This is a genomic window from Stenotrophomonas sp. GW821-FHT09E08 (genome assembly GCF_059416125.1).
Map to the genome: position 1 here is coordinate 50919 of NZ_JBWKOO010000005.1, position 20735 is coordinate 71653.

19 protein-coding genes are annotated in these 20735 nt (G+C 66.7%); 6 read left to right on the top strand and 13 right to left on the bottom strand.

Annotated elements, in window-relative coordinates:
• Positions 1-3: 3 nt before the first annotated feature.
• Positions 4-942, bottom strand: a complete 939-nt coding sequence (locus tag AC07M7_RS08675) for a LysR family transcriptional regulator (RefSeq protein WP_136637940.1) — start codon at positions 940-942, stop codon at positions 4-6.
• Between the two features lie 106 nt (positions 943-1048).
• Here AC07M7_RS08675 and AC07M7_RS08680 point away from each other — a divergent pair, with 106 nt between their 5' ends.
• Positions 1049-1792 (top strand): SDR family oxidoreductase, encoded by a 744-nt coding sequence (locus AC07M7_RS08680; protein WP_495207161.1) that lies wholly within the window; start codon positions 1049-1051, stop codon positions 1790-1792.
• Positions 1793-2006: 214 nt separating this feature from the next.
• Here the strand turns inward: AC07M7_RS08680 and AC07M7_RS08685 are convergent, their stop codons facing one another.
• From AC07M7_RS08685 to AC07M7_RS08695, 3 genes are read right to left on the bottom strand one after another with little or no spacing between them, the layout of a single operon-like run.
• A complete protein-coding gene (locus AC07M7_RS08685) occupies positions 2007-5081 on the bottom strand; it encodes an efflux RND transporter permease subunit (RefSeq protein WP_495207162.1) in 3075 nt (1024 codons plus the stop codon).
• Positions 5078-6250: an efflux RND transporter periplasmic adaptor subunit gene (locus AC07M7_RS08690; protein ID WP_495207163.1), complete on the bottom strand. Its 1173-nt coding sequence runs from the start codon at positions 6248-6250 to the stop codon at positions 5078-5080. Before AC07M7_RS08690 ends, AC07M7_RS08685 begins: the two co-directional genes overlap by 4 nt.
• Complete coding sequence (locus tag AC07M7_RS08695; RefSeq protein ID WP_495207164.1) at positions 6247-7494, bottom strand: TolC family protein; 1248 nt, start codon at positions 7492-7494, stop codon at positions 6247-6249. Before AC07M7_RS08695 ends, AC07M7_RS08690 begins: the two co-directional genes overlap by 4 nt.
• Positions 7495-7556: 62 nt before the next feature.
• On the opposite strand from AC07M7_RS08695, the gene AC07M7_RS08700 reads away from it, so the two are divergent.
• A complete protein-coding gene (locus AC07M7_RS08700) occupies positions 7557-8231 on the top strand; it encodes a response regulator (protein ID WP_049462665.1) in 675 nt (224 codons plus the stop codon).
• A complete protein-coding gene (locus AC07M7_RS08705; RefSeq protein WP_495207165.1) occupies positions 8224-9603 on the top strand; it encodes a sensor histidine kinase in 1380 nt (459 codons plus the stop codon). Before AC07M7_RS08700 ends, AC07M7_RS08705 begins: the two co-directional genes overlap by 8 nt.
• A gap of 115 nt (positions 9604-9718) precedes the next feature.
• On the opposite strand, the gene AC07M7_RS08710 is transcribed toward AC07M7_RS08705, so the two are convergent.
• The 3 genes from AC07M7_RS08710 to AC07M7_RS08720 all read right to left on the bottom strand — a co-directional run bounded on the left by AC07M7_RS08710 (position 9719) and on the right by AC07M7_RS08720 (position 12915).
• Positions 9719-12064 (bottom strand): GH92 family glycosyl hydrolase, encoded by a 2346-nt coding sequence (locus AC07M7_RS08710; protein WP_495207166.1) that lies wholly within the window; start codon positions 12062-12064, stop codon positions 9719-9721.
• A gap of 105 nt (positions 12065-12169) precedes the next feature.
• A complete protein-coding gene (locus AC07M7_RS08715; RefSeq protein WP_295381417.1) occupies positions 12170-12493 on the bottom strand; it encodes a thioredoxin family protein in 324 nt (107 codons plus the stop codon).
• 5 nt (positions 12494-12498) lie between these two features.
• Positions 12499-12915 (bottom strand): baeRF12 domain-containing protein, encoded by a 417-nt coding sequence (locus tag AC07M7_RS08720; RefSeq protein WP_136637933.1) that lies wholly within the window; start codon positions 12913-12915, stop codon positions 12499-12501.
• Positions 12916-13078: 163 nt separating this feature from the next.
• Here AC07M7_RS08720 and AC07M7_RS08725 point away from each other — a divergent pair, with 163 nt between their 5' ends.
• The 3 genes from AC07M7_RS08725 (at position 13079) to proP (ending at position 15268) form a co-directional block, all read left to right on the top strand.
• Entirely contained in the window at positions 13079-13306 is a 228-nt protein-coding gene (locus AC07M7_RS08725; protein WP_495207167.1) for a hypothetical protein, read from the top strand.
• Between the two features lie 85 nt (positions 13307-13391).
• Positions 13392-13520, top strand: a complete 129-nt coding sequence (locus AC07M7_RS08730; RefSeq protein WP_282567735.1) for a hypothetical protein — start codon at positions 13392-13394, stop codon at positions 13518-13520.
• Between the two features lie 260 nt (positions 13521-13780).
• Positions 13781-15268, top strand: coding sequence for a glycine betaine/L-proline transporter ProP (proP, locus tag AC07M7_RS08735; RefSeq protein WP_495207168.1), 1488 nt, complete (start codon positions 13781-13783; stop codon positions 15266-15268).
• Positions 15269-15352: 84 nt separating this feature from the next.
• On the opposite strand, the gene AC07M7_RS08740 is transcribed toward proP, so the two are convergent.
• The 6 genes from AC07M7_RS08740 to AC07M7_RS08765 form a co-directional block, all read right to left on the bottom strand.
• Complete coding sequence (locus AC07M7_RS08740) at positions 15353-15973, bottom strand: hypothetical protein (protein ID WP_495207169.1); 621 nt, start codon at positions 15971-15973, stop codon at positions 15353-15355.
• Positions 15974-16052: 79 nt separating this feature from the next.
• On the bottom strand, positions 16053-16673 hold the full coding sequence (locus AC07M7_RS08745; protein WP_495207170.1) for an ATPase: 621 nt from the start codon (positions 16671-16673) through the stop codon (positions 16053-16055).
• A gap of 3 nt (positions 16674-16676) precedes the next feature.
• The gene (locus tag AC07M7_RS08750; protein WP_012511227.1) at positions 16677-17018 is read right to left on the bottom strand and encodes a type II toxin-antitoxin system prevent-host-death family antitoxin; all 342 of its coding nucleotides are present in this window, start codon (positions 17016-17018) and stop codon (positions 16677-16679) included.
• 70 nt (positions 17019-17088) lie between these two features.
• Positions 17089-18675: a sensor histidine kinase gene (locus tag AC07M7_RS08755; protein ID WP_495207171.1), complete on the bottom strand. Its 1587-nt coding sequence runs from the start codon at positions 18673-18675 to the stop codon at positions 17089-17091.
• Between the two features lie 9 nt (positions 18676-18684).
• A complete protein-coding gene (locus AC07M7_RS08760; RefSeq protein WP_430766170.1) occupies positions 18685-19089 on the bottom strand; it encodes a response regulator in 405 nt (134 codons plus the stop codon).
• Positions 19090-19225: 136 nt separating this feature from the next.
• Complete coding sequence (locus tag AC07M7_RS08765; RefSeq protein ID WP_495207172.1) at positions 19226-20680, bottom strand: surface lipoprotein assembly modifier; 1455 nt, start codon at positions 20678-20680, stop codon at positions 19226-19228.
• Between the last annotated feature and the right edge of the window lie 55 nt (positions 20681-20735).

Genomic DNA, 20735 nt, shown 5'->3' on the forward strand with positions numbered 1-20735 from the left:
GCACTACCCAGCATGGCCAGCGGTTGGTAGTGCCGGCCGCTGGCCGGCAACCCCGGCCGGGTCGAACATCCCGGCTACCCAATCGATGAACACCCGCAGCCGCGGCGACGGCGTGCGGTTGCGCGGGTAGACCAGATTCAACGGGCTCGGCGTCGGCGGTGCGTCCGGCAACAGCTCGACCAGCTGCCCGCGCGCAATGTAGGGGGCCATCCGGTAGCGCGGCGCCTGGATGATGCCCAGCCCTGCCAGCGCGGCACCGAGGAAGGCATCGGCGCCGGAAACCGTCACCCGCGCGGGCAGCGGGACATAGCGGATCTGGCCAGCCTGCTGGAACTCCAGTGGTATCAGCTGGCCGGTGGCACTTGAGCGGTAACCGACCATCTGGTGGCCGTCCTGCAGGGCATCGATGCTGCCCGGCACGCCTCTGGCCTGCACGTAGCTTGGCGAGGCCGCCGTGACCTCGCGCAGCATCGTCAACCGGCGCGCCGCCAGATCGCTGTCGGCCAGCGTCCCCACCCGCATCGCCGCATCCACGCCTTCGCGCAGAAGATCGACATAGCGATCGCCCTCGCTGACCTCCAGTTCGATCTCAGGGTAGCGCTGCAGAAAGTCTGGAAGGTGCGGAAACAGCAGGTGCCGGCCCAGCGTGCCATGCACTTCAATCCGCAGCGGGCCGCGTGGTGGCACGTCACGGAACGCGGCTTCAGCGTCGTCCATGTCGGCGATCAGGCGCAGGCAACGGCCATAGAAGGCCTCGCCTTCCAGCGTCGGCACCACCAGCCGCGTGGTCCGGTGCAGCAGGCGCACGCCCAGCCGATTCTCCAGCGCCTTGATCGCATCGGTCACCGTGGCCCGCGGCAAGCCGAGGTCCCCGGAGGCACGGGTGAAGCTGCGGCGCTCGACGATACGGACGAAGGCGCGCATGGCCGTGAAACGGTCCATTGTTCGGCTACCCGGATTATGTTGACGGATTATGCATGATTATCCGGATCGATGAGATGGCGAAGATGGCACTGCGCCAGTCCGGCGCGCCCTGCTGGAACCGACCATGCCCACATCTTCCGCCCGCCGCGTCGCCCTGGTCACCGGTGGTTCCCGTGGCATCGGCGCTGCCATTTCGCGCCGCCTGGCCGCCGACGGCCATGCCGTGGCGATCAACTACGCCGGCCGCCGCAATGATGCCGAGGCACTGGCAGCCGAACTCATGGCCACTGGTGCGCAGGCCATCGCGCTGCAGGCCGATGTGGCCGACCCGCAGGCGGTGCGCCAACTGTTCGACGCCATCGAAGCCCGCTTCGGCGGCATCGACGTGGTGGTGAACAGTGCTGGCGTACTGCAGCTGGCGACGCTGGCCGACAGTGACGACGCACTGTTCGAACGGGTCATCGGCATCAACCTGAAGGGCGCCTTCAACGTGCTGCGCGAGAGCGCGCGACGGGTGCGTGACGGCGGCCGCCTGATCAGCCTGTCCACCAGCGTCGTCGGCATCAAGCTGGAGAACTACAGCGTGTACGCGGCCAGCAAGGCCGCGGTGGAGACGATGGGCGCGATCCTCAGCAAGGAGCTGCGCGGGCGCAACATCACCGTGAACGCGGTGGCGCCCGGCCCGACCGCCACCGACCTGTTCCTGGATGGCAAGGCACCGGAGCTGATCGAGCGGTTGGCGAAGATGAATCCCCTGGAGCGACTGGGCACGCCGGAGGACATCGCCGGAGCGGTGGCCTTCCTGGCCGGTGCCGATGGCGGGTGGATCAACGGCCAGGTGCTGCGGGCCAATGGTGGGATGGTATGACCACGCGCCAACCCCGGTAGTCGCCCACCTTGGTGGGCGCTTCACCGCGAGCCAACCAAGGTTGGCATCTACCAGATCACGCCACATCGGTAGTCGCCCACCTTGGTGGACGCATCACTGCATGCCAACCAAGGTTGGCATCTACCAGATCACGCCACATCGGTAGTCGCCCACCTTGGTGGGCGCTTCACCGCATGCCAACCAAGGTTGGCATCTACCGGGCCATGGCGCGGCGCCGGTGCACCCAGTAGTACAGCGTCGGTAGCACCAGCAGGGTCAGCAGCATCGCCGACAGCAGGCCACCGATCACCACCACCGCCAGCGGCTTCTGGGTCTCGGCACCGATCGCATGCGAGGTCGCCATCGGCAGCAGGCCGAACATCGCCAGCAGCGCGGTCATCAGCACCGTGCGCAGGCGCTGCAGCGAGCCCTGCACCACCGACTGCAGCAGGTCCATGCCCTGCTCGCGCAGCTGGGCGAATCGACTGAGCATCACCACCCCGTTCAGCACCGCTTGTCCGAACAACGCAATGAATCCGATCGCCGCCGACACCGATAGAGGAATGCCGGTCAACCACAGGGCCAGGATGCCGCCGATCATCGCCAGCGGTACGTTGGCCAGGATCAGCGCCGCGCTGCTGATGTCCTTGAAGGCATCGAACAGCAGTACGAAGATGAGCAGCACCGACAGCGGAATCACCCAGCCCAGCCGCTTCATCGCACGCTGCTGGTTCTCGAACTCGCCGGACCATTCCAACCGGTAGCCTTCCGGCAGCTGCACGCTGGCATCCACGCGCTTGCGCATGTCGGCCACCACGCTGCCCATGTCACGCCCTGCGATGAAGATGCTGACCGCCTTCACCCGCTGCGCGTTCTCGCGCGAGATGTTGATCGCGCCGCTGGCCATGCGGAAGTCGGCCACGTCGGACAGCGTCACCGTGTGGCCATCGCCGATACCCACTGGCACCGTGCGCAGCCTTTGCAGGTCGCGGTCGGCATCGTCCAGGCGCAGCGAGATCGGGAACTTGCGATCGCCCTCCCACAGCTCGCCGACCTGGCGCCCGCCCAGCGCGGTCTCGATCACCTCGTCGATGTCGCGCACGTTCAGGCCATAGCGTGCTGCACGGTCGCGGTCGATCTCGATCTGCAGCTGCGGCAACGAACCATCGCGGTCAATGAAGGCGCTCTCCACGCCCTCCACTCCGCGCACCTGGCCCAGGATGGCCTGGGCGTGCTGGTTGAGCACGTCCAGATCCGAGCCGCTGACCTTGATGGCCACCTGGCCCTTGATCTGCGAGATGCTCTCCAGGATGTTGTCGCGCACCGGCTGCGAGATCGAGAACTCCGGCCCCGGAATGCGTTGCTCCAGGGTGCGCTGCAGGTCGCTGACCAGCTGCCGCTTGTCCACGCCCTTCGGCCATTCCTTCTCCGGCTTCAACGCCACCAGCGCCTCGATCTGGTTGGCACCCTTGGCATCGGAGCCGTCTTCCGGGCGCCCCAGCTTGGCCACCACCGTCGACACCTGCGGGAAGGTGCCGACCAGCTCACGGATGCGCCGCGACTGTTGCTGCGCTTCGGCCAGGCTGGTGCTGGGGTCGAGTGTGGCGGTCAGCCAGATCGATCCTTCGTCCAGCTCGGGCAGGAACTCCGAGCCCAGGCGAGTGCCCAGTGCCAACGTACCCACCAGCAACGCCACTGCGGTCAGCACCACCGCACGTGGCCGGGCCAGTGCGTGCTCCAGGATCGGCCGGTACCAGCCGGTCAGGCGGTCCATCAGCGGGTTGCCATCGCGCATGCGGTCCCGTCGCAGCCACCAGTAGCAGAACAGCGGCACCACGGTCAGCGCCAGGATCAACGCACCGATCAGCGCAGAGGTCACCGAGTACGCCATCGGCGCGAACATGCGGCCTTCCTGGCGCTGCAGGGTGAAGATCGGGATGTGCGCGGCGATGATGATCAGCATCGAGAAGAACGTCGGCCGACCCACTTCCGATGCGGCCGACAGAATGGTCGAGAACCGCGTCTTCCGATCAGCCGTAGGTGGCAGCTTCGACAATCGCGAGACGATGTGCTCGGTGACGATCACCGCGCCATCGATGATGATGCCGAAGTCCATCGCACCCAAGGACAGCAGGTTGGCCGGCACGCCCCACAGGTGCAGGCCGAGGAAGGTCGACAGCAGAGCCAGCGGCATCATCGCCGCGACGATCAGCGCGGCGCGGGCGTTGTACAGGAACAGCCACAGCACCAGGAACACCAGCACCGCGCCTTCCAGCAGGTTGCGGAAGACGGTCTTCAGCGTGGTCGAGACCAGCCACGATCGGTCGTAGAACGGCTCGATGCTGACCCCGGCCGGCAGCTGGTTCGCCTCGATCTCGGCGATGCGCGCATGCAGCGCGTCGAGCACGTCGGACGGGTTCTCGCCCTTGCGCATCAGGACCATGCCGAACACCGCATCGTCATTGTCGTCCTGGCCGACCAGACCCTGACGCGGCAGGCCGGTATCGGCGATGCCGGCGAGGTCGCGCACCAGGATCGGCGTGCCCCCGCGCTGCGCCACAACCACATTACCGATGTCGGCCGGCGAACGCATCAGACCCACACCGCGGATCAGGAACTGCTGCTGGCCGCGCTCCACGTAGCCGCCGCCCGCGTTCGAGCTAGCCTTTTCCAGCGCCTCGGCGAACTCACCCAGACTGACGCCACGATCGCGCAGCTTGTCCAGGTCCGGCTTGACCTGGAAGGTGCGCGCGAAGCCACCGAAGCTGATCACATCGGCCACGCCCGGCACGGTGCGCAGGCTGCGCTCCATTGTCCATTCCTGCACGGTGCGCAGCTGGGTCGGTGTCATGTGCGGGCCCTTGAGCACGTAACGGTAGATCTCGCCCACCGCCGAACTCATCGCTTCCAGCTCCGGGGTCACCCCTTCCGGCAGCTCCACGCCCTGCAGGCGCTCCAGCACCTGCTGGCGCGCGAAATAGTCATCGGCCTTGTCGTCGAAGGTCAGGATGATCATCGACAGGCCGAACTGCGTATGCGAGAACACCCGCACCGAATGCGGGATGCCGGACAACGCCACTTCCAGTGGCATCGTCACCTCGCGTTCGACCTCTTCGGCGGCACGGCCCGGGTGCAGCGACACCACTGTCACCTGGGTGTCGGACACATCCGGGAAGGCTTCCACCGGCAGCACGCGGAACGCGGCAATGCCAGCGCCGATGAACAGCAGCAGTGCCAGCATCACCATCAGCGGCTGGCGCAGGCAGTAGGCAATCAGGCGATCGATCATGGGGCGGCGTGCCCGCTACCAGTGCTGACGGCTGCCGGCGCGCTGTCGACCAGCTGCTGCAGCAGCAGGCCGCCTTCGACGACCACCCGGCTGCCGGCGGCGAGGCCCTCACGTACCCAAAGCCGGCCGTCACCCAGCTCCTCCGCGTGCACGGCGCGACGCACGAAGCGGCCCTTGCCCTCTTCCACGAACACCACCTGCTTGCCGTCGATCAGCAGCACCGCCGCATCGGGCAACGAGACACCGCCCTCGGCCGGCAACGCCACCTGGGCGCGCACATATTGTCCGGCCTTGAAGCCGCGTGCGCGATTGTCCAGCTCGGCGCGCGCCTGCACCACGCGGCGTTCGCTGTCGACGAAGTCATCCACGTGCTGGAGGGTCGCCTGCAGCGGTTGCCCATCGGCGCCTGGCACGCTCACCTGCATGCCCGCTTTCAAGCGTCCGGCGAGGCTCTCGGGAACATCCAGCAACAGCCACAGGCGGTCCGGATCGCCGATCACTGCCAACGGCTGGTCGTTGTCGGGGCTGACCGACATGCCCGGGCTCATTCGCCGCTCCACCAGCACGCCATCGATCGGCGCGCGCAGCGGCAGGCGCTGATCGACGCGCTGGCCGTTGCCATAAGCCTTGGCGAAAGCGGCCGCGCGCGCATGATCGGCCTGGCTGCCAGCGAAATTGGCTTCGGCCTCGTCCAGTTCACGACCCGACGCCACTCCCGCCGCGTGCAGTTCGCGGGTACGGTCCAGTTCCTTGCGTGCCTGCTGCAGCTCGGCGCGACCACGGGCACCTTCAGCCTGGGCCTGGCCGAACTCGGGCGAGGTGATCCAGGCGATGACCTGGCCAGCCTTCACCTTCTGCCCCGGCTGTGCCTCGATGCGCACCACCTGCCCCGGCAGCGGCGCGTGCAGTGCGCTGGAGCGCGTCTCATCCCATACCACCCGGCCCGGCAACTGCAGGCTGGCGCTGGCGCGGGAACTCACCGCCTCGCTGCGCAGCACGTCCAGCTGGCGGCTGTCGGCGGGAAACTGAATCTGGCCGGCGCTGACCTGAGGCGCATCCTCAAGATAGGATGCGGGCTCTCGACCGCAGCCGCCCAGCAGGGCCAGCGCCAGCAAGACGGGCAGCACGGCGTGTCGCGCCTGCGGGCGATAAGTGACGGTGGACTTCATCGGGACTCTCCTTCAGCAATGGATGTGGCCGCTTCCCAGCGCGCCAGGGCAATGGCATGGTCGGCACGCGCTTCAATCAGCGCGGCCTCGAACTCGCGCCAGCTGCGGCGCGCATCCAGCAGATCGGTCAGGCTGGCAGCACCACGCCGGTAGGCCAGCTCGATGCCCTGCACGGCCTTGCGTGCGGCGTCTGACTGCAGCCCTTCGTAGTCGCTGCGGCGTTGTGCAGCGGACTGCGCGCTGGCCTGCAGCTGGTCCAGTTCGGCGCGTGCTTCGCGCTGCAGCACCTGCAGCTCAAGCGCGGCATTGTCACGGTCAGCCTCGGCACGCTGGATCGCGCCGCGTGCACGCGACGGGCCGCCGAGTGGAATGGTCAATGACACGCCCCAGGTGACGCCGCTGATGTCGGTCGGCTCACGCTCCGCCTCCACGCCCAGCTGGATGTCGCGGTGGCGCTCGCTGCGAGCCAGTCCCACGCCGGCATCAGCAGCCGCCAGGCGCGAGCGTGCGGCGCGCAGATCCGCGCGCTGCTGCGGGTCGGACACACGCACGCTGGCCACGCTGCTGGCAGCCGGCCACGGATCATCGGCGCTGATGTCATGGCTGTCGTCACGTCCAAGCAGCAGGCCCAGCGCATGCCGCGCGTCACGCAGATCCAATGCTGCCTCGCGCGCCGCGTCCGCCACAGCGAGGTCGTCCACCGCCAGCCGCGCGCGATCCACCGGCGCCATCGCCCCTGTCGCAACCTGCTTGTCCGCCGCCGCCATCTGCTCGGCCGAGCTCTGCCGGTTGGCGTCGGCAATCTGCGCCCGCTCCTGTGCGCCTTTCAGGCCGAAATAGGCTTCATGCAGCGCCACCTGCTGGCGGCGCCGGGTATCGAGCATCTCCAGCCCGGCCACTTCCAGCAGCGCGTCGGCCTGTCGGATGCGCAATGCACGCTTGCCACCGCGTTCCCAGGTCCAGCCCAGGCCCACGGTGCTGTCCACGCGCCTGTCCTGCCAGCGCCCCGGGCCGATGCCATGCTTGGGGCTGATCTTGCTGGTGCCGATCGACAACTCGGTGGCCGGCCGCAACGCCGCCGTCTGCGCATCGCCCTGTACCCCGCGCAGTTCCAGTGCCGCCGCGCGCAGGTCCGGGTTGTGCGCTTCCATTGCACGCTGCGCTTCTACAAGGGACAGCGCCGAAGCCGCAGGCGCGCACAATAGAGCGGCCAGCACGGCCGCAAGACGAGGGGAGAAATTCATGCACGTCACGGTAAGGTGATGCACTTGCGCCAAACTTGCCCGAACCTTGCACGAAGCTTGCAATGCGAATCCTGCTGATCGAAGACGATGCTGCCCTGGCCGATGGACTGATCCGCGCCCTGCAGGGTGCCGGCCATCTGTGCGACCACCTTTCGCGCGGGCTGCACGCACCTGCGGCGCTGGCCAGTGCACCCTATGACGTGATGGTGCTGGACCTTTCATTGCCGGACGTGGATGGCCTCGACCTGCTGTCGCGCCTTCGCAACGATGGCGCCACCCTGCCGGTGCTGATTCTCACTGCGCGCGATGGCGTGGAGGACCGCATCCTCGGCCTTGACCGTGGCGGTGACGACTATCTGGCAAAACCATTCGCGCTGGGAGAGCTGGAAGCGCGCCTGCGTGCGTTGTCGCGCCGCCGCAGTGACGCACCAGCACAGAAGCGATTGGGGCGCCTGTGCTTCGACAGCATCCGCAACGAAGTGCAGGTGGACGGCCAGCGTATCGAACTGACCGCGCGCGAGCTGTCGCTGGTCGAGGCATTGATGCAGCACCCCGGGCGTACCGTGACCAAGCAGCGCCTGTTCGACGCGCTGTACAGCTGGGACCACGAGGCCAACCTGTCGGTGATCGAGGTGCACGTCAGCCGCCTGCGCCGCAAGCTGGAACAGGCCCGCGCCGGCGTCGGCATCCGCATGCTGCGCGGCCTCGGCTACCGGTTGGAGGCCATGGGTGACTGAGCGCGTGCACAGCCTGCGTGGCCTGCTGCTGCGGCGCCTGTGGCTGCCTCTGCTGGTGCTGCTGCTGTGCAGTGCGGTGGGTTCATTCGCCTTGGCGCGCTTCTATGCCGGCCAGGTCTACGACCGCTGGCTGCTGGATTCAGCGATGTCGTTGTCCGAACTGGTGACGGTACAGGACGGCCGCGCATCCATCGAAATCACCCCGGCGGTATCACGCATGTTCACCTGGGACACCGCCGACGAAGTGCATGGCGAGGTGGTCGATGCGGATGGCGGGCGCCTGTATGGCGACCTGCCCGAGGCACTACCTCGCCCCATGGCCGCCGCTGGGAATGACGACGCGGTGTACTACGACGCGCGGCTACGCGGGCAGGCCGTGCGCATGGTTGAAGTGGTGGTCAGCGCCGGCCCGGGCCATGACATCCGGCTGCGCGTGGCCGAGACACTGCGCAAGCGCCATCGGCTGGAGCGCAAGCTGTTGCTGACCAGCGTTCCGTTCCAGGCTGCGATCCTGGCACTGGCGGCGTGGCTGGCCTGGTCCGGTACAGGCGCTGCTGCACGCCATGCCAACCTGGTCGCGCGGAAGCTGGCCAGCCCGCGGCCGGATCCTTTGGCACCGCTGGATCCTGCGCAGGAAGCGCCGCGCGAACTGTGGCCGGCGGTGGAGGCGTACAACGCGCTGCTGCAGCGGCTGGACGCGATGCAGGCCGCGCAGCGCCGCTTTGTCAGCAACGCTGCACATCAGCTGCGCACACCGTTGGCAGCGATGCAGGTGGAGCTGGAGAGTTCATTGCGCCAGCATGATCCGCAGGCCCAGCAGCTGGCATTGTCCGGCACGCTGGCCGGGCTGGCCCGCTTGCAGCATCTGGTCAACCAGCTGCTGATGCTCAGCCGCTCCGAAGATCCGCATGGCAGCGCACTGCCGCTGCAGCCTGTGGACCTGGCCGCGTTGGCGCGCGGCGTGGTGGAGCGCTATGCCGACCGTGCATTGACTGCAGGCGTCGATCTTGGCTATGACGGGCCCGACGATGGCCTGCAGGTACAGGGCGATCCGCAGCTGCTGCGCGAGGCACTGGGCAACCTTCTGAACAACGCGCTGCGCTATGGCGGCGTGCGCGGCGTGATCACCCTGGGTCTGCAGCACGATGCCGGTGGCGTGCGGGTGTGGGTGGACGATAACGGCGCCGGCATCGCCGAAGCCGAGCGCGCGCGCGTCACGGAACGCTTCTACCGAGCCAGCACAGAAGGCGACGGCTGCGGGCTGGGGCTGGCGATCGTGGCCGAGATCGCGCAGCGGCATGATGCGGCGCTGGTGATCGATACCGCCCCGATCGGTGGCGCGCGGGTCGGGCTGCGGTTTCGTTCCCGCTAACGTCCTGCGTACCAACCAAGGTTGGCACCTACCAGTCACGCCATCCGGTAGTCGCCCACCTTGGTGGGCGCCGTTGACCTTCCGCGTGCCGACCAAGGTCGGCACCTACCAATCGTCATCTGCTCATCGAATACGGCGCCTGCGCGCCCTGCCCCGGCCACGCCTTGTTCGGCTCGGCCTGCATGCTGAAACGCAGCTCGCCGCCGGCCAGGATCTCGTCATGGCGCAGGAAGGTGCGCTGCAACGGCTTGCCGTTGAGGCTCACGCTGCCGACGTAGGTGTGCTTGTCGTCCAGACCATCAGCCACGATGGTGAATGTCTTGCCGTTGGGCAGGCGCATCGCGGTTTTCGGCAGGAACGGACGGCCCAGGATGTACTCGCCACTGCCCGGCGCTACCGGATAGAAACCCAGCGCGGTAAACACGTACCACGCCGACATCTGGCCGACATCATCGTTGCCTGCCAGGCCATCGGGACGGTCGGCGTACTGGGTGTCCATGATCTGCTTCAGGCGGGCCTGGGTGCGCCACGGCTGGCCGGCGTACGAATACAGGTAGGCCACGTGGTGGCTGGGCTCGTTGCCATGCGCATACCAGCCGATCAGGCCGGTGATGTCTTCCATGTGCTCGAAGATGGACGGATCGACCTTGGCGTTGAACACCTCGTCAAGGCGCGCGAGCAGCTTGTCACTGCCACCGTGCGCTGCGGCCAGTCCGGCCACGTCCTGCGGCACGTACCAGGAGTATTGCCAGGCGTTGCCTTCAGTGTAGTCAGTGCCGTAGCCGCTGGCGCTGGGATCGAACGGGGTGCGGAAGCTGCCATCACGCTTGCGCGCGCGCATGAAGCCGGTGTCCTTGTCGAAAGCATTGCGCCAGTTGCCGGCGCGCTTGTCGAAGGTAGCGGCAACATCAGCCTTGCCCATGGCCTGCGCCATGCGTGCGATGGTCCAATCATCGAAGGCGTACTCCAGCGTCTTGCTGGCGGCCTCGCCTTCCTCGTCGATCGGCACGTAGCCCAGTTCGCGGTACTGCGCGATGCCATCGTACGGGCCGTAGTTGGCGGTCTCGACCATCGCCTTCAACGCCTTGTCGGCGTCGAAGCCACGAATGCCCTTCACGTAGGCGTCGGCGATCACCGGCACGGCGTGGTAGCCGATCATGCACCAGTCTTCCAGGCCATGGAACGACCACACCGGCAGCATGCCGTAGGGGCTGTGCTCATGGTGTGCCAGCATGGAATTGACGAAATCGCTGTTGCGCTTCTCAGGCTGCACCAGGGTCAGCAACGGATGCAGCGCGCGATAGGTATCCCACAACGAGAAGGTGGAGTAGTTGGTATAGCCCTTGGCCTGGTGCACGGCATTGTCCGAGCCGCGGTACTGGCCATCTGCATCCATGAACAGTGTCGGCCCCAGCAGGGTGTGGTACAGCGCGGTGTAGGCGCTGCGGCGGGCATGCTCGGGGGCTTCGATATCCAGCACCGACAGCGCCTGCGTCCACTCCTGCTTGGCCTGCGCACGCACGCCATCGAAATCGAAATCGGCCACTTCCGCGTCGAGGTTGGCGATGGCGCCGGCCTCACTGACCGGAGAAATGGCCACCTTCACCACCAGCGGCGCGTCCAGCTTGCCGAAGGCGAAGGTGCCGACCAGCTGCTTGCCTTCGATCTGGGCGCGCTGCGCGGGATCCTTCTCGCCCGGCGGCGGGAAGCCCTTGTAGGCGATGTCCTTCTCGGTATTGTGCAGTTCGTGGCCAGCCAGCGGCCGCGAGAAGCGCATCGCGAAGAACACCTGGCGGCCGGGCGCCCATCCACGCGTTTCGCGGAAGCCGGTCACCGTGCCATCGGCACGCACCCGCACCCGCGACCACAGTACCTTGCCCGGGTAGTCGTACATGCTGGTGCGCATGTCCAGCAGCACCTTGGCTTCGGCGCCCTTGGGGAAGGCATAGCGGTGCACGCCCACGCGCGCACTGGTGGTCAGCTCGGCGCGTACCTTGTAATCGTCCAGGGTGACCGCGTAGTAGCCCGGCTCGGCCTTCTCGTCGTCGTGACGGAAGCGCGAGGCGTAGCCGCTGCGCGGCTTCTCGGGATCGCCACGCTCCAGGCCCGGATTGCCGGTGAACGGCATCAGTAGGATGTCGCCCAGATCCGAATGGCCGGTGCCGGAAAAATGGGTGTGCGAGAAGCCGACGATGCTGCTGTCGTCGTAGCGATAGCCGGCCGCCCAGCCGTAGGCCTTCTCACGCGGCTGGATGCGCGTATCCGGGCTGAGCTGGACCATGCCGAACGGTACCGTCGCACCGGGATAGGTGTGGCCTTCGCCGCCGGTACCAATGAAGGGGTCAACCGAAGCGTAGGCCTTGTCGGCGGCCGTTCTGGCAGGAGCGGCCGACGCCAGGCCGGAGGCGAGCATCGCCGTGGCGGCGACGGCGATCAGGAGACGACGGTCCAGCGTGGGCATCGGCGTTTGGATCGATTCAGATGGTTGCCGGATGCTAGCACCGGGTTTGCTGCGCTGCATGTTGCAGTGCGGGCGTCCATCGGCCGTCTCAACGCTACATAGGCGTCAGTCCGGCAGCACGCCCTGCAACGTTGCCAGATCTGTGCTGTCGACCGGGCGCACCACCCGCGCCACTTCCAGGCCATCGCGCAACAGCATCACCGTCGGCCACAGCTTCACCTTGAACGCGCGGCCCAATGGCTTGCCCTTGCCATCTTCGATCTTCCGGTGCGGAAGATCGTTCGCCTCGACGAAGGCTCGCAACGCCGGCTGTGCAGCCTGGCAATGACCGCACCAGGCCGTCCCGAATTCCAGCAGCTGCCAGCCCGCCTGCGCCTCCACCTCCGCAGAGGTGGGCTCGGTCAGCAGGTGATCACGCATGAACGGCATGAGCGCTACGCCGCCAGTACCTTCTGGATGTCTTCCAGCGGCGCGTTGGTCAGATCCTTGGCGATGTCGCCCAGCAATCGCGCCTGGACTTCCTTGTGCAGCAGCGGGCGGATGCGGCCCAGCGTGGTCGGGTCGGCGATCAACACCAGGTGCGCATACCGGTTCTTCAACGCATCTTCGTTGAGCTGTTCGGCCACCTGCTTGGCAAACGTCGCTTCATTGAGCTGCGAGATCGACATGTCCTTGGGCACAGCACCGGCCGGGCCCTGCCCGGACACGCCCTGCTCGCTGATGTCCTGCAGGCGCAGCTCGCCTTCCTGCTTCAACGCAAGCTGGTGCGCGCTACCCACGTTGGTGAACACCCTTGCCGAACCACCATCGGCCACCACGATCAACGTTCCTTCGGGAATCGTACGCGCCATTGCACCCTCCATCAGTCAGAAAAAGTTGCTGTGTGCTCCACCCTATGCACATCGATGTCACCGGCGCGCCTACAGGATGTGATCCGGTCATCGCAATCTGCAATCCCCCCTAAATTTGTCCAGCGGCCTGCCGCTATGGCCTCCATCATCGCGAGGAACCTCTGTGCACGCTGGCTCACTGTTCCACGTCTACTTCGCCACCAGCCTGGCCATCCTCGGCTGCGCAGGGTGCATCCATCAGTTCCTGCAGGGCCAACCGCTGTTCTCACTCGCCATCATGTTCTCGGTGTTGACGGTGGTTGGTGCCGCACTGATTACGCGGCGGCTGGCGTTGCCGGGTGCGGTGGCGCTGGTCTGCACCGTGCTTGGATTGATGGCAAAGTCGGCCTGAGCCATCTGAACAGGCGACGTGGAACACAGCGTGCAGATCAGCCCGCTTCGCTGCACGCTCACGCCGATGCCGCTATCATGAACGGATGATCGACACGACCCACTACGTGACGGGCGAACCTGTTACGTGGAAAGCACTGCCGACCGGCGTTTCGCTTGCCACGATTGCTCCCGCCCTGAATTTCCATCGCCTCGCGCTGGATCCCGGCGGCTGACGCCCGCAGGCCCCCTGCCTGCATCCCCCACGCTGCTGTGACACCCGGCCGCTGACTGCGCTGCCGGTGTGATCCCGTTGCTGCGTTTCCGCCCCTGCGGCGGTGCTTTGCCGTGCGCGTGGCGTTGTGCCTGCACACATTCCCCGGCCCCCACGCCGCGCTCCGATGCCCCTGCGCCACTTGCGCCTGCATCGCCGTTTCCGATTTCCGGGACACATCACATCGCCCATCCCCTATTCCATACCTACAAGGGAGCCCCCATGCAGGACACGCCTGATTCCCATGCCCATTTTGGCTGGTTCAAACGCCGCCGCCACCTCAAGGTCGATGAGATCACCGTCGTCGACAAGCCCATGCTCAAGCGTGCCGTCGGTGCCGCCGCACTCGGCAACGCGATGGAATGGTTCGACTTCGGTGTCTACGGCTATCTGGCCGTCACCATCGGCCAGGTGTTCTTCCCGTCCAGCAACCCCACCGCACAGGTAATCGCCGCGTTCGCCACCTTCACCGCGGCGTTCCTGGTGCGCCCGCTGGGCGGCCTGGTGTTCGGCCCGCTCGGCGACCGCTACGGGCGCCAGAAAGTGCTGGCGTTCACCATGATCCTGATGGCGCTGGGCACGTTCTCGATCGGCCTGATTCCCTCCTATGAGCGCATCGGCATCTGGGCGCCGGTGCTGTTGCTGCTGGCGCGCGTGGTGCAGGGCTTTTCCACCGGTGGCGAATATGGCGGCGCGGCCACCTTCATCGCCGAGTATTCCACCGACCGCAACCGGGGATTGATGGGCAGCTGGCTGGAGTTCGGTACGCTGGGCGGCTACATCGCCGGCGCCGGTACGGTCACCGCACTGCACATGCTGTTGAGCAACGCACAGATGCTGGACTGGGGCTGGCGCATTCCGTTCCTGGTGGCTGGCCCGCTGGGCCTGCTCGGCCTGTACATGCGCATGAAACTGGAAGAAACCCCGGCGTTCCGCGCCTTTGCCGAGGAAGCCGAGAAGCGCGAGCACGAGCGTCCGGGGCTGGGTGCACTGTTCCAGGTGCACGGCCGCCAGCTGCTGGTGTGCATGGGCCTGGTACTGGTGTTCAACGTCACCGACTACATGCTGCTGACCTACATGCCCAGCTACCTCAGCGTGACCATGGGCTACGCAGAGAGCAAGGGCCTGCTGCTGATCATCATCGTGATGCTGGTGATGATGCCGCTGAACATCGTCGGTGGATTGTTCAGTGACAAACTCGGCCGCCGGCCGATGATCATCGGCGCCTGCATCGCGCTGCTGGTGCTGGCCATTCCGTGCCTGCTGCTGGTCGGCAGCGGCAACGACTGGATGATCTTCCTCGGCCTGATGCTGCTGGGCCTGGCCTTGGTGTGCTTCACCAGCTCGATGCCGTCCACCCTGCCAGCGCTGTTCTACACACCGGTGCGCTACAGCGCGCTGTCGATCGCCTTCAACGTCTCGGTATCGCTGTTCGGTGGCACCACGCCGCTGGTGACCGCGTGGCTGGTGGAACGTACCGGCGACCCGCTGGTGCCGGCCTATTACCTGATGGGCGCGGCGGTGATCGGCCTGATCACGATGCTGTTCGTGAAGGAAACCGCCGGCCTGCCGCTGCGCGGCTCACCGCCGGCCGTCGGCAGCGACAGGGAAGCCGCGGCATTGTTGAAGAGCGATGTGCCGGTCACAGTGGACCCAACCTTGCCGCCGTTGCCGGAGGCTGCAGAGCCTGAGCAGGTGAAACCGGCCTGAGGCTGGGCGCAGAACGCGATCCTCGCTTGGCGTGGATCTACGGGGCCAGTGGCGCCGGGCGCGTACACCCGGCGCTACCTGGCGCTACTTCTTGATGCGGGTCAGCTTCCCCGGCGTCCAACGCAGCGTCCATGTGTAGTTTCCATCCGGCGGACAGACGTGGCGATTCGGGCTCCTCCATTCGCAGACCGTCGCCCCGGCACTGACGGTGAAATCGACAATGATGCGATCACCCTGGATGCGGATCGCGCGGATGGCGCCTGGAATCTGTTCAGCCGCGTCGTCACCATAGCCATACCTGCGGATGGCGGCATAGTCCTCTGCTTCCACCGGCGACAGGCTGTTCGGGTTCTCCTGGCCGCGCGGATCGTTTGCCGTCAGCACCGTCATCACCGCCACCACATTGCGTTGCGCGAAGCTGCCGCCAGTGTAGTCGGACGTGTAGAAATACACGACCTCGGCACGGCCATCGCCATCGAGGTCGGCAACAGCGCTCCACACCGGACGGAAATCGGATTCAATGTCGTCGCCGGGAATCAGCCGCAAGTTGGCTTCGGCGGCGTGGAAGGCCTGCACCAGGCTGGGCGGCGATGGTCGCTTGGCGGCGGGCGACGCGGCCATCGCCGGCATACAGGACAGCGCCAGCGCCAGCGCTGCAAGCGTCAGGCGGATCGGGGTCGAGCGGAACGTTGCGGATCCCTGCATGACATCCTCCTTGAATGAGCGAACAGCGTAGCGAAATCGTACCAGCCCTGTTGTGACCCTCTGCCAGGAAGTACTGGCCCTATCCGTTCAACTCCATCGCACGCATCACGATCGGCTTGGCCCAGTCAGGCGTATGCAGCAGTTCGGCCACCGAGACCGGGTATTGCAGCTGGCCGCGCTCCATCGCCAGCACCGGCAGCGGCTCGACGCAGCCCTCGGCATCAGCCGGTGCGCTGTTGTCGTAGACATGCAGCTCGGCCAGGTGTGGCAGCAGTTCCAGCAGGTTCTCGCGTGCCGAATCGAAACGGGCGTGGATCCTCTCCACTGGAATGTCGTGACCACCAGCCGCCACCCGCGCCGCAACGCGGGCGATATGCAGCTCGACCGTGGCCAGGCCACAGAACCAGATCGCAACGTGATGGTGTTCGCAGGCCTCACGTAGCAGGTGTGGAATGGTGTTGCCACCCAGCGTGGTCTCGAAGGCGAAGTCCGTGCCGTCGGCCATGGCCTGGCGCAACCGGCGGGCACCTTCCTGCCAGGCCTCGGCATTGGCCTCGGGCAGCGGCCAGCCGGCCTCGACCAGGCGCCGGGTGAAAGAATCGGGATTGAACCAACCCAGGCCCTCCGCTTCCAGCCAGGTTCCCAACAACGAACTCTTGCCGGCGCCGTTGACGCCGGCCAGCACCAGGATCCGCCCCATCGGTCAGAGCGGACGGCCGAGGGTGACCTTGCGGCCGCGACGGATCGGCTGGCCCAGCACCTTGCCCAGCCCTTCGCCGCGCTGCAGGCCTGCCAGGGTCTGGTCGAACTCGCTTCGCAGGCGCAGCAGTTCCTCGCTGCGCTCACCCGCGTCCCCGCCGGCGGCTTTGGCCAGCAGCTCCTGGTAAGTGCGGATATCCACGATCACCGCTTCGGGATGATTGTGGTTGGTGATGACCAGCGCCTGCTTCTCGCGCACGGTGCGCATCAGGCTCGGCCAGCCCCGGGTCTTCACCGACGAGGCCGGGGCCTTCTCAAGGCCAGGCAGATCCAGCGGCAAGGTCATGGCACGGCTCCAGGCAGAAATGGACTATGGCCACTATACCCAATTTGGCCAAATTGGGGATTAATGGCATTCACCTGCCGGTTCCAGCCTGGGGAGCGTCGGTCTGCAACAGGCTGTCGCGCTCGCGCAGCGGGAAGCGGATCCAGGCGTCCAGGCCCTGTGCACCAAAGCGCAGCTCGCCACTACCGGCCAGTTCATAGGTCACGCGCTGCTCGATCAGGGACCGGCCAAGACCCCGCTGCCGGGGCAGCTCCCAGTCCTCCACCTCGGCATGCCGTTCGCACCAGTGCAGGCCCAGCCACGGCTGCCCTTCCTGCACCTGCAGGTGCCAGGACACGTCGATATGCCCATCCTCATGGGTCAGCGCACCATGCCGCAGCGCATTGGTGGCCAATTCATGGATGGCCAGCGACAGCACTTCGGCGGCCTTCGGCGGCAGCAGCACATCCTCGCCGTGCAGGCTGTAGACCGCGGCAGGCGGGGACTGCGCCGCGATCTCCTCATCCAGCATGCCGCGCAGGCAGACCCCTGCATTGGCGCCACGGGTCAGCAGGCTCTGCGTCCGCGCCAGTGACATCAGCCGCCCGCACAAGCGCTCGGCATACTCATCCACGCTGCCGACCGACTCGCGGGTACGCCAGGCGATGGCATGGATGGTCGACATGATGTTGCGCACCCGGTGCTGCAGTTCGGCCAACAGCACCGTTTGGCGCTCGGTCGCACGCTTGAGATCATCGATGTCCACGGCAATGGCGAACACGCCGCTGACCTCACCGTCGGCGTCACGCAACGGCGCGGCCGCGACCCGCGTCCAGCGTGCGCGGCCATCATCGTGCAGGTACTGGAATTCCAGCCCCGGCACCACGGTCTCGCCGCGCATCGCCCGTGCAATGGCGAAGTCGTCCGGCGCAATGGGGGTGCCATCGGAATGGCAGCCGTGCCAGCGATGCTGGTTGTCCGCGTCCCTGGAAGGCACCTTGCCGGTGGGCAGGTAGGCGCGCATCTGATCATTGGAGAGCAGCATGCGGCCCTGCAGATCGACGATGCACAGGCCCACCGGCAGCATCCTGAAGGCCAGTTCCAGGCGCCGTTCGCTCTCGCGCCGCCGCAGCTCCTCACGCTCACGCGCGGCCAGCGCCATGTGTGCCGCGGTGGTCTCGAACATGGTCACCAGCACCCCGTTGATCCGCCCCTCTTCGCCACGGATGGGGCTGTAGGTGATTGTGAACCAGACGTCTTCCAGGCGCCCATGGCGGACCAGCGGGTACAGTTTGTCTTCGAAGGTGAGCGTCTCGCCCTGCCATACACGGGTGTAGAGCGGACCGTTGATGTGCCAGACCTCTGGCCAGCATTCACGGGTCGGCTGCCCAAGCCCGCCAGGATGCTTGTCGGCCAGGATCTCGGCGTAACCATCGTTGTAGAGCTGTACCAGCTGCTCGCCCCACAACACGATCATCGGGAAGCCGTGGGCCAGCATCAGATCGACGGTGGCGCGCAGGTGCGGCGGCCATTGCTCGATCGCGCCCAATGGGCTGCGTGACCAGTCATGGCGGGCGATACGCGCGGCCATGCCATCGTGGCGCGCGTGCAGGCGTGGCTTGGGTGGCATTCCGCCACGCAGCTCGGCGGCATGGATGCCTTCAGGACGGCGCGACATGCCGCGCAATCAGGCGATGCCCGCAGGGACCTGCGGCGTCGCCACCAGCCCGGCCAGCTGCTGCACCAGGACTTCGATGTGATAAGGCTTGGTACAGCGCGGAGCGGTGGCGAAGCGGCTGGGCAGGTTGTCGTCGTAGCCGGAGGTCAGCAGGAACGGGGTACCGGCCTCGGCCAGGCGGTCGGCCAGCGGATAGACCTGCTCGCCACCGAGGTTGATGTCCAGCAACGCCACATCGATGGAATGGGTATCGACAAGCTGCCCCAGCGCCTGCAGGTTTCCCGCCGGCCCCACCACCTGTGCGCCTTTCAGCTCCAGATAGTCGACCAGGAACATCGCGATGGCGAATTCATCCTCCGCCACCAGTACACGCAGCCCTTTCAGGCTTTCTGGTTTGTTGCCCGCTTCCAGCACGACCGGCGCTCCTCGATGCACGCGGCCCACCTCTGCCGCAACGCCCGCAGGATGCGCGAACCGGGCTACAAGGGCGCGTGATGATGGATGAAGGTCGCGGCCACGGCGCGTTCACCGCGGCATTGCAGCAGCGCGTTCAGAAGGCCCGCTCCCACTTCAGGCTGAGCAGACTGCGATCATGGCTGTACAGCCAGCCAACGTTGCTGTCGATGCGGGCATAACGCAGGCTCAGGCTGGGCACCAGCCCGGCCACGGCGAGGCGCTCGCTGCGGACGATGGCGATCAGGTTCTGTTCGTCGTCCTGCCTGCGCGCCTCCAGCAATGGACTCCAGGTGTCGTAGTCGCGATGGCGCAGCGACACGAATACGGTGGCCGTGGTGCCGATCCACTGCCGTGCCGCGCCCAGCCGCAGGCCGCGCTGGCGGTAGCCGTTGGCCGGGTCGGCTGCGCTGCTGTCGGCGACATCCAGCCCGGCGAAAACCGTCCAGCGCGGGTTGAGCGCGCGGAACCAGGTGGCATACAACGATGCCAGTTCGCCGTCGTAGTTGCTGGCCAGGCCCTGCTGTCGATACCGCTGGCGCTTCCAGTCGGCCTCCAGCTTGAGCAGGCTGCGTGCATCCAGGGCGTACTGCCATTCCCCGTGCACGCCACTGCCGCCCTGCAGCGCATGGTTGCCCAGGCCCTGGTAGTCATAGCTGGGGGCAAGCAGCACGGTCTGCCGTGCACTACGCCAGCTGTAACCCGCCTGCACGTTGGCATTGAGCTCGTTGTACGCACTTTGCCCGCGCCATGTCTGTCCGAAGGCGAGACCGCGCACGTACAGCCCATGATGCCCGCCGAGCACCCAGCGCCGTTCCAGGCTGGCGTCGTAGTCCAGGCCCGCCGCGCGCTGGGCGTCGGGCAGTTTCCGTTCGATGATGCAGGCGTCGCCCACGCCGAACAGGCAGGTGCGGCTGGCCGAGCTGCGGTTGATGTTGTCACTCCATGCCGGGCCGGCGGACAGCGCGCCTTTCCAGCGCTGGCGCGCCTGCAGGGCACTCAGGTAGCCGTCCACGCGAGCGCGGACGCCGGCCGTGGCCGGATCATCGGCATTGATGCCCGCAGCGATGGCCGTGAACAACGCGGCCGCATCGCGATCGCGCTGGTCTTCTGCGTAGACACGCGCCAGTTCAAGGCGCGCCGGCAGGAAGTACGGCTGCGCCACCAGCAGTGCTTCGTACTCCTTCGCCGCGCGGCGATGGTCGCCCGCCACCCGCGCCAGCGCCCCTTGCGCATAGTGGCGCAGCAGTGGGTCATGGCCGGGCAGTTCGATGTACTCATCGAGGAACGCAGCGGCGGCCTGCCATTGCTGATGCTGCAGTGACAGGTAGAGAGCCTGGCCAAGATCATCGACGGTGCGCTCCACGCGCAGCATCTGGCCGTCGATGGTGATGGTCGGCCGCTCCGACTCGGCCTGCTGCAGGCGCTGCTGGTCCTGCTGCTGGTGACGCAGGTCGGTGCCCTGTTCGAGCACGCGGCGAAGATCGTCCTGCTGGGCGCGCACATCGGCGGCCGCCAGCAGCAGAACGACAAGGAAGATGGAGTGGCGCATGGTCGATCCGTGGTGGTGCATGCAGCGGGCCGAAGCAGGGACTGGCGGATCGCGG

Bases quoted from the DNA above. Each gene is read 5' to 3' on its own strand.
- AC07M7_RS08675 (WP_136637940.1), bottom strand. From the start codon at position 942: ATGGACCGTTTCACGGCCATGCGCGCCTTCGTCCGTATCGTCGAGCGC.
- AC07M7_RS08680 (WP_495207161.1), top strand. From the start codon at position 1,049: ATGCCCACATCTTCCGCCCGCCGCGTCGCCCTGGTCACCGGTGGTTCC.
- AC07M7_RS08685 (WP_495207162.1), bottom strand. From the start codon at position 5,081: ATGATCGATCGCCTGATTGCCTACTGCCTGCGCCAGCCGCTGATGGTG.
- AC07M7_RS08690 (WP_495207163.1), bottom strand. From the start codon at position 6,250: ATGAAGTCCACCGTCACTTATCGCCCGCAGGCGCGACACGCCGTGCTG.
- AC07M7_RS08695 (WP_495207164.1), bottom strand. From the start codon at position 7,494: ATGAATTTCTCCCCTCGTCTTGCGGCCGTGCTGGCCGCTCTATTGTGC.
- AC07M7_RS08700 (WP_049462665.1), top strand. From the start codon at position 7,557: ATGCGAATCCTGCTGATCGAAGACGATGCTGCCCTGGCCGATGGACTG.
- AC07M7_RS08710 (WP_495207166.1), bottom strand. From the start codon at position 12,064: ATGCCCACGCTGGACCGTCGTCTCCTGATCGCCGTCGCCGCCACGGCG.
- AC07M7_RS08715 (WP_295381417.1), bottom strand. From the start codon at position 12,493: ATGCCGTTCATGCGTGATCACCTGCTGACCGAGCCCACCTCTGCGGAG.
- AC07M7_RS08720 (WP_136637933.1), bottom strand. From the start codon at position 12,915: ATGGCGCGTACGATTCCCGAAGGAACGTTGATCGTGGTGGCCGATGGT.
- AC07M7_RS08730 (WP_282567735.1), top strand. From the start codon at position 13,392: ATGATCGACACGACCCACTACGTGACGGGCGAACCTGTTACGTGGAAA.
- proP (WP_495207168.1), top strand. From the start codon at position 13,781: ATGCAGGACACGCCTGATTCCCATGCCCATTTTGGCTGGTTCAAACGC.
- AC07M7_RS08740 (WP_495207169.1), bottom strand. From the start codon at position 15,973: ATGCAGGGATCCGCAACGTTCCGCTCGACCCCGATCCGCCTGACGCTT.
- AC07M7_RS08745 (WP_495207170.1), bottom strand. From the start codon at position 16,673: ATGGGGCGGATCCTGGTGCTGGCCGGCGTCAACGGCGCCGGCAAGAGT.
- AC07M7_RS08750 (WP_012511227.1), bottom strand. From the start codon at position 17,018: ATGACCTTGCCGCTGGATCTGCCTGGCCTTGAGAAGGCCCCGGCCTCG.
- AC07M7_RS08755 (WP_495207171.1), bottom strand. From the start codon at position 18,675: ATGTCGCGCCGTCCTGAAGGCATCCATGCCGCCGAGCTGCGTGGCGGA.
- AC07M7_RS08765 (WP_495207172.1), bottom strand. From the start codon at position 20,680: ATGCGCCACTCCATCTTCCTTGTCGTTCTGCTGCTGGCGGCCGCCGAT.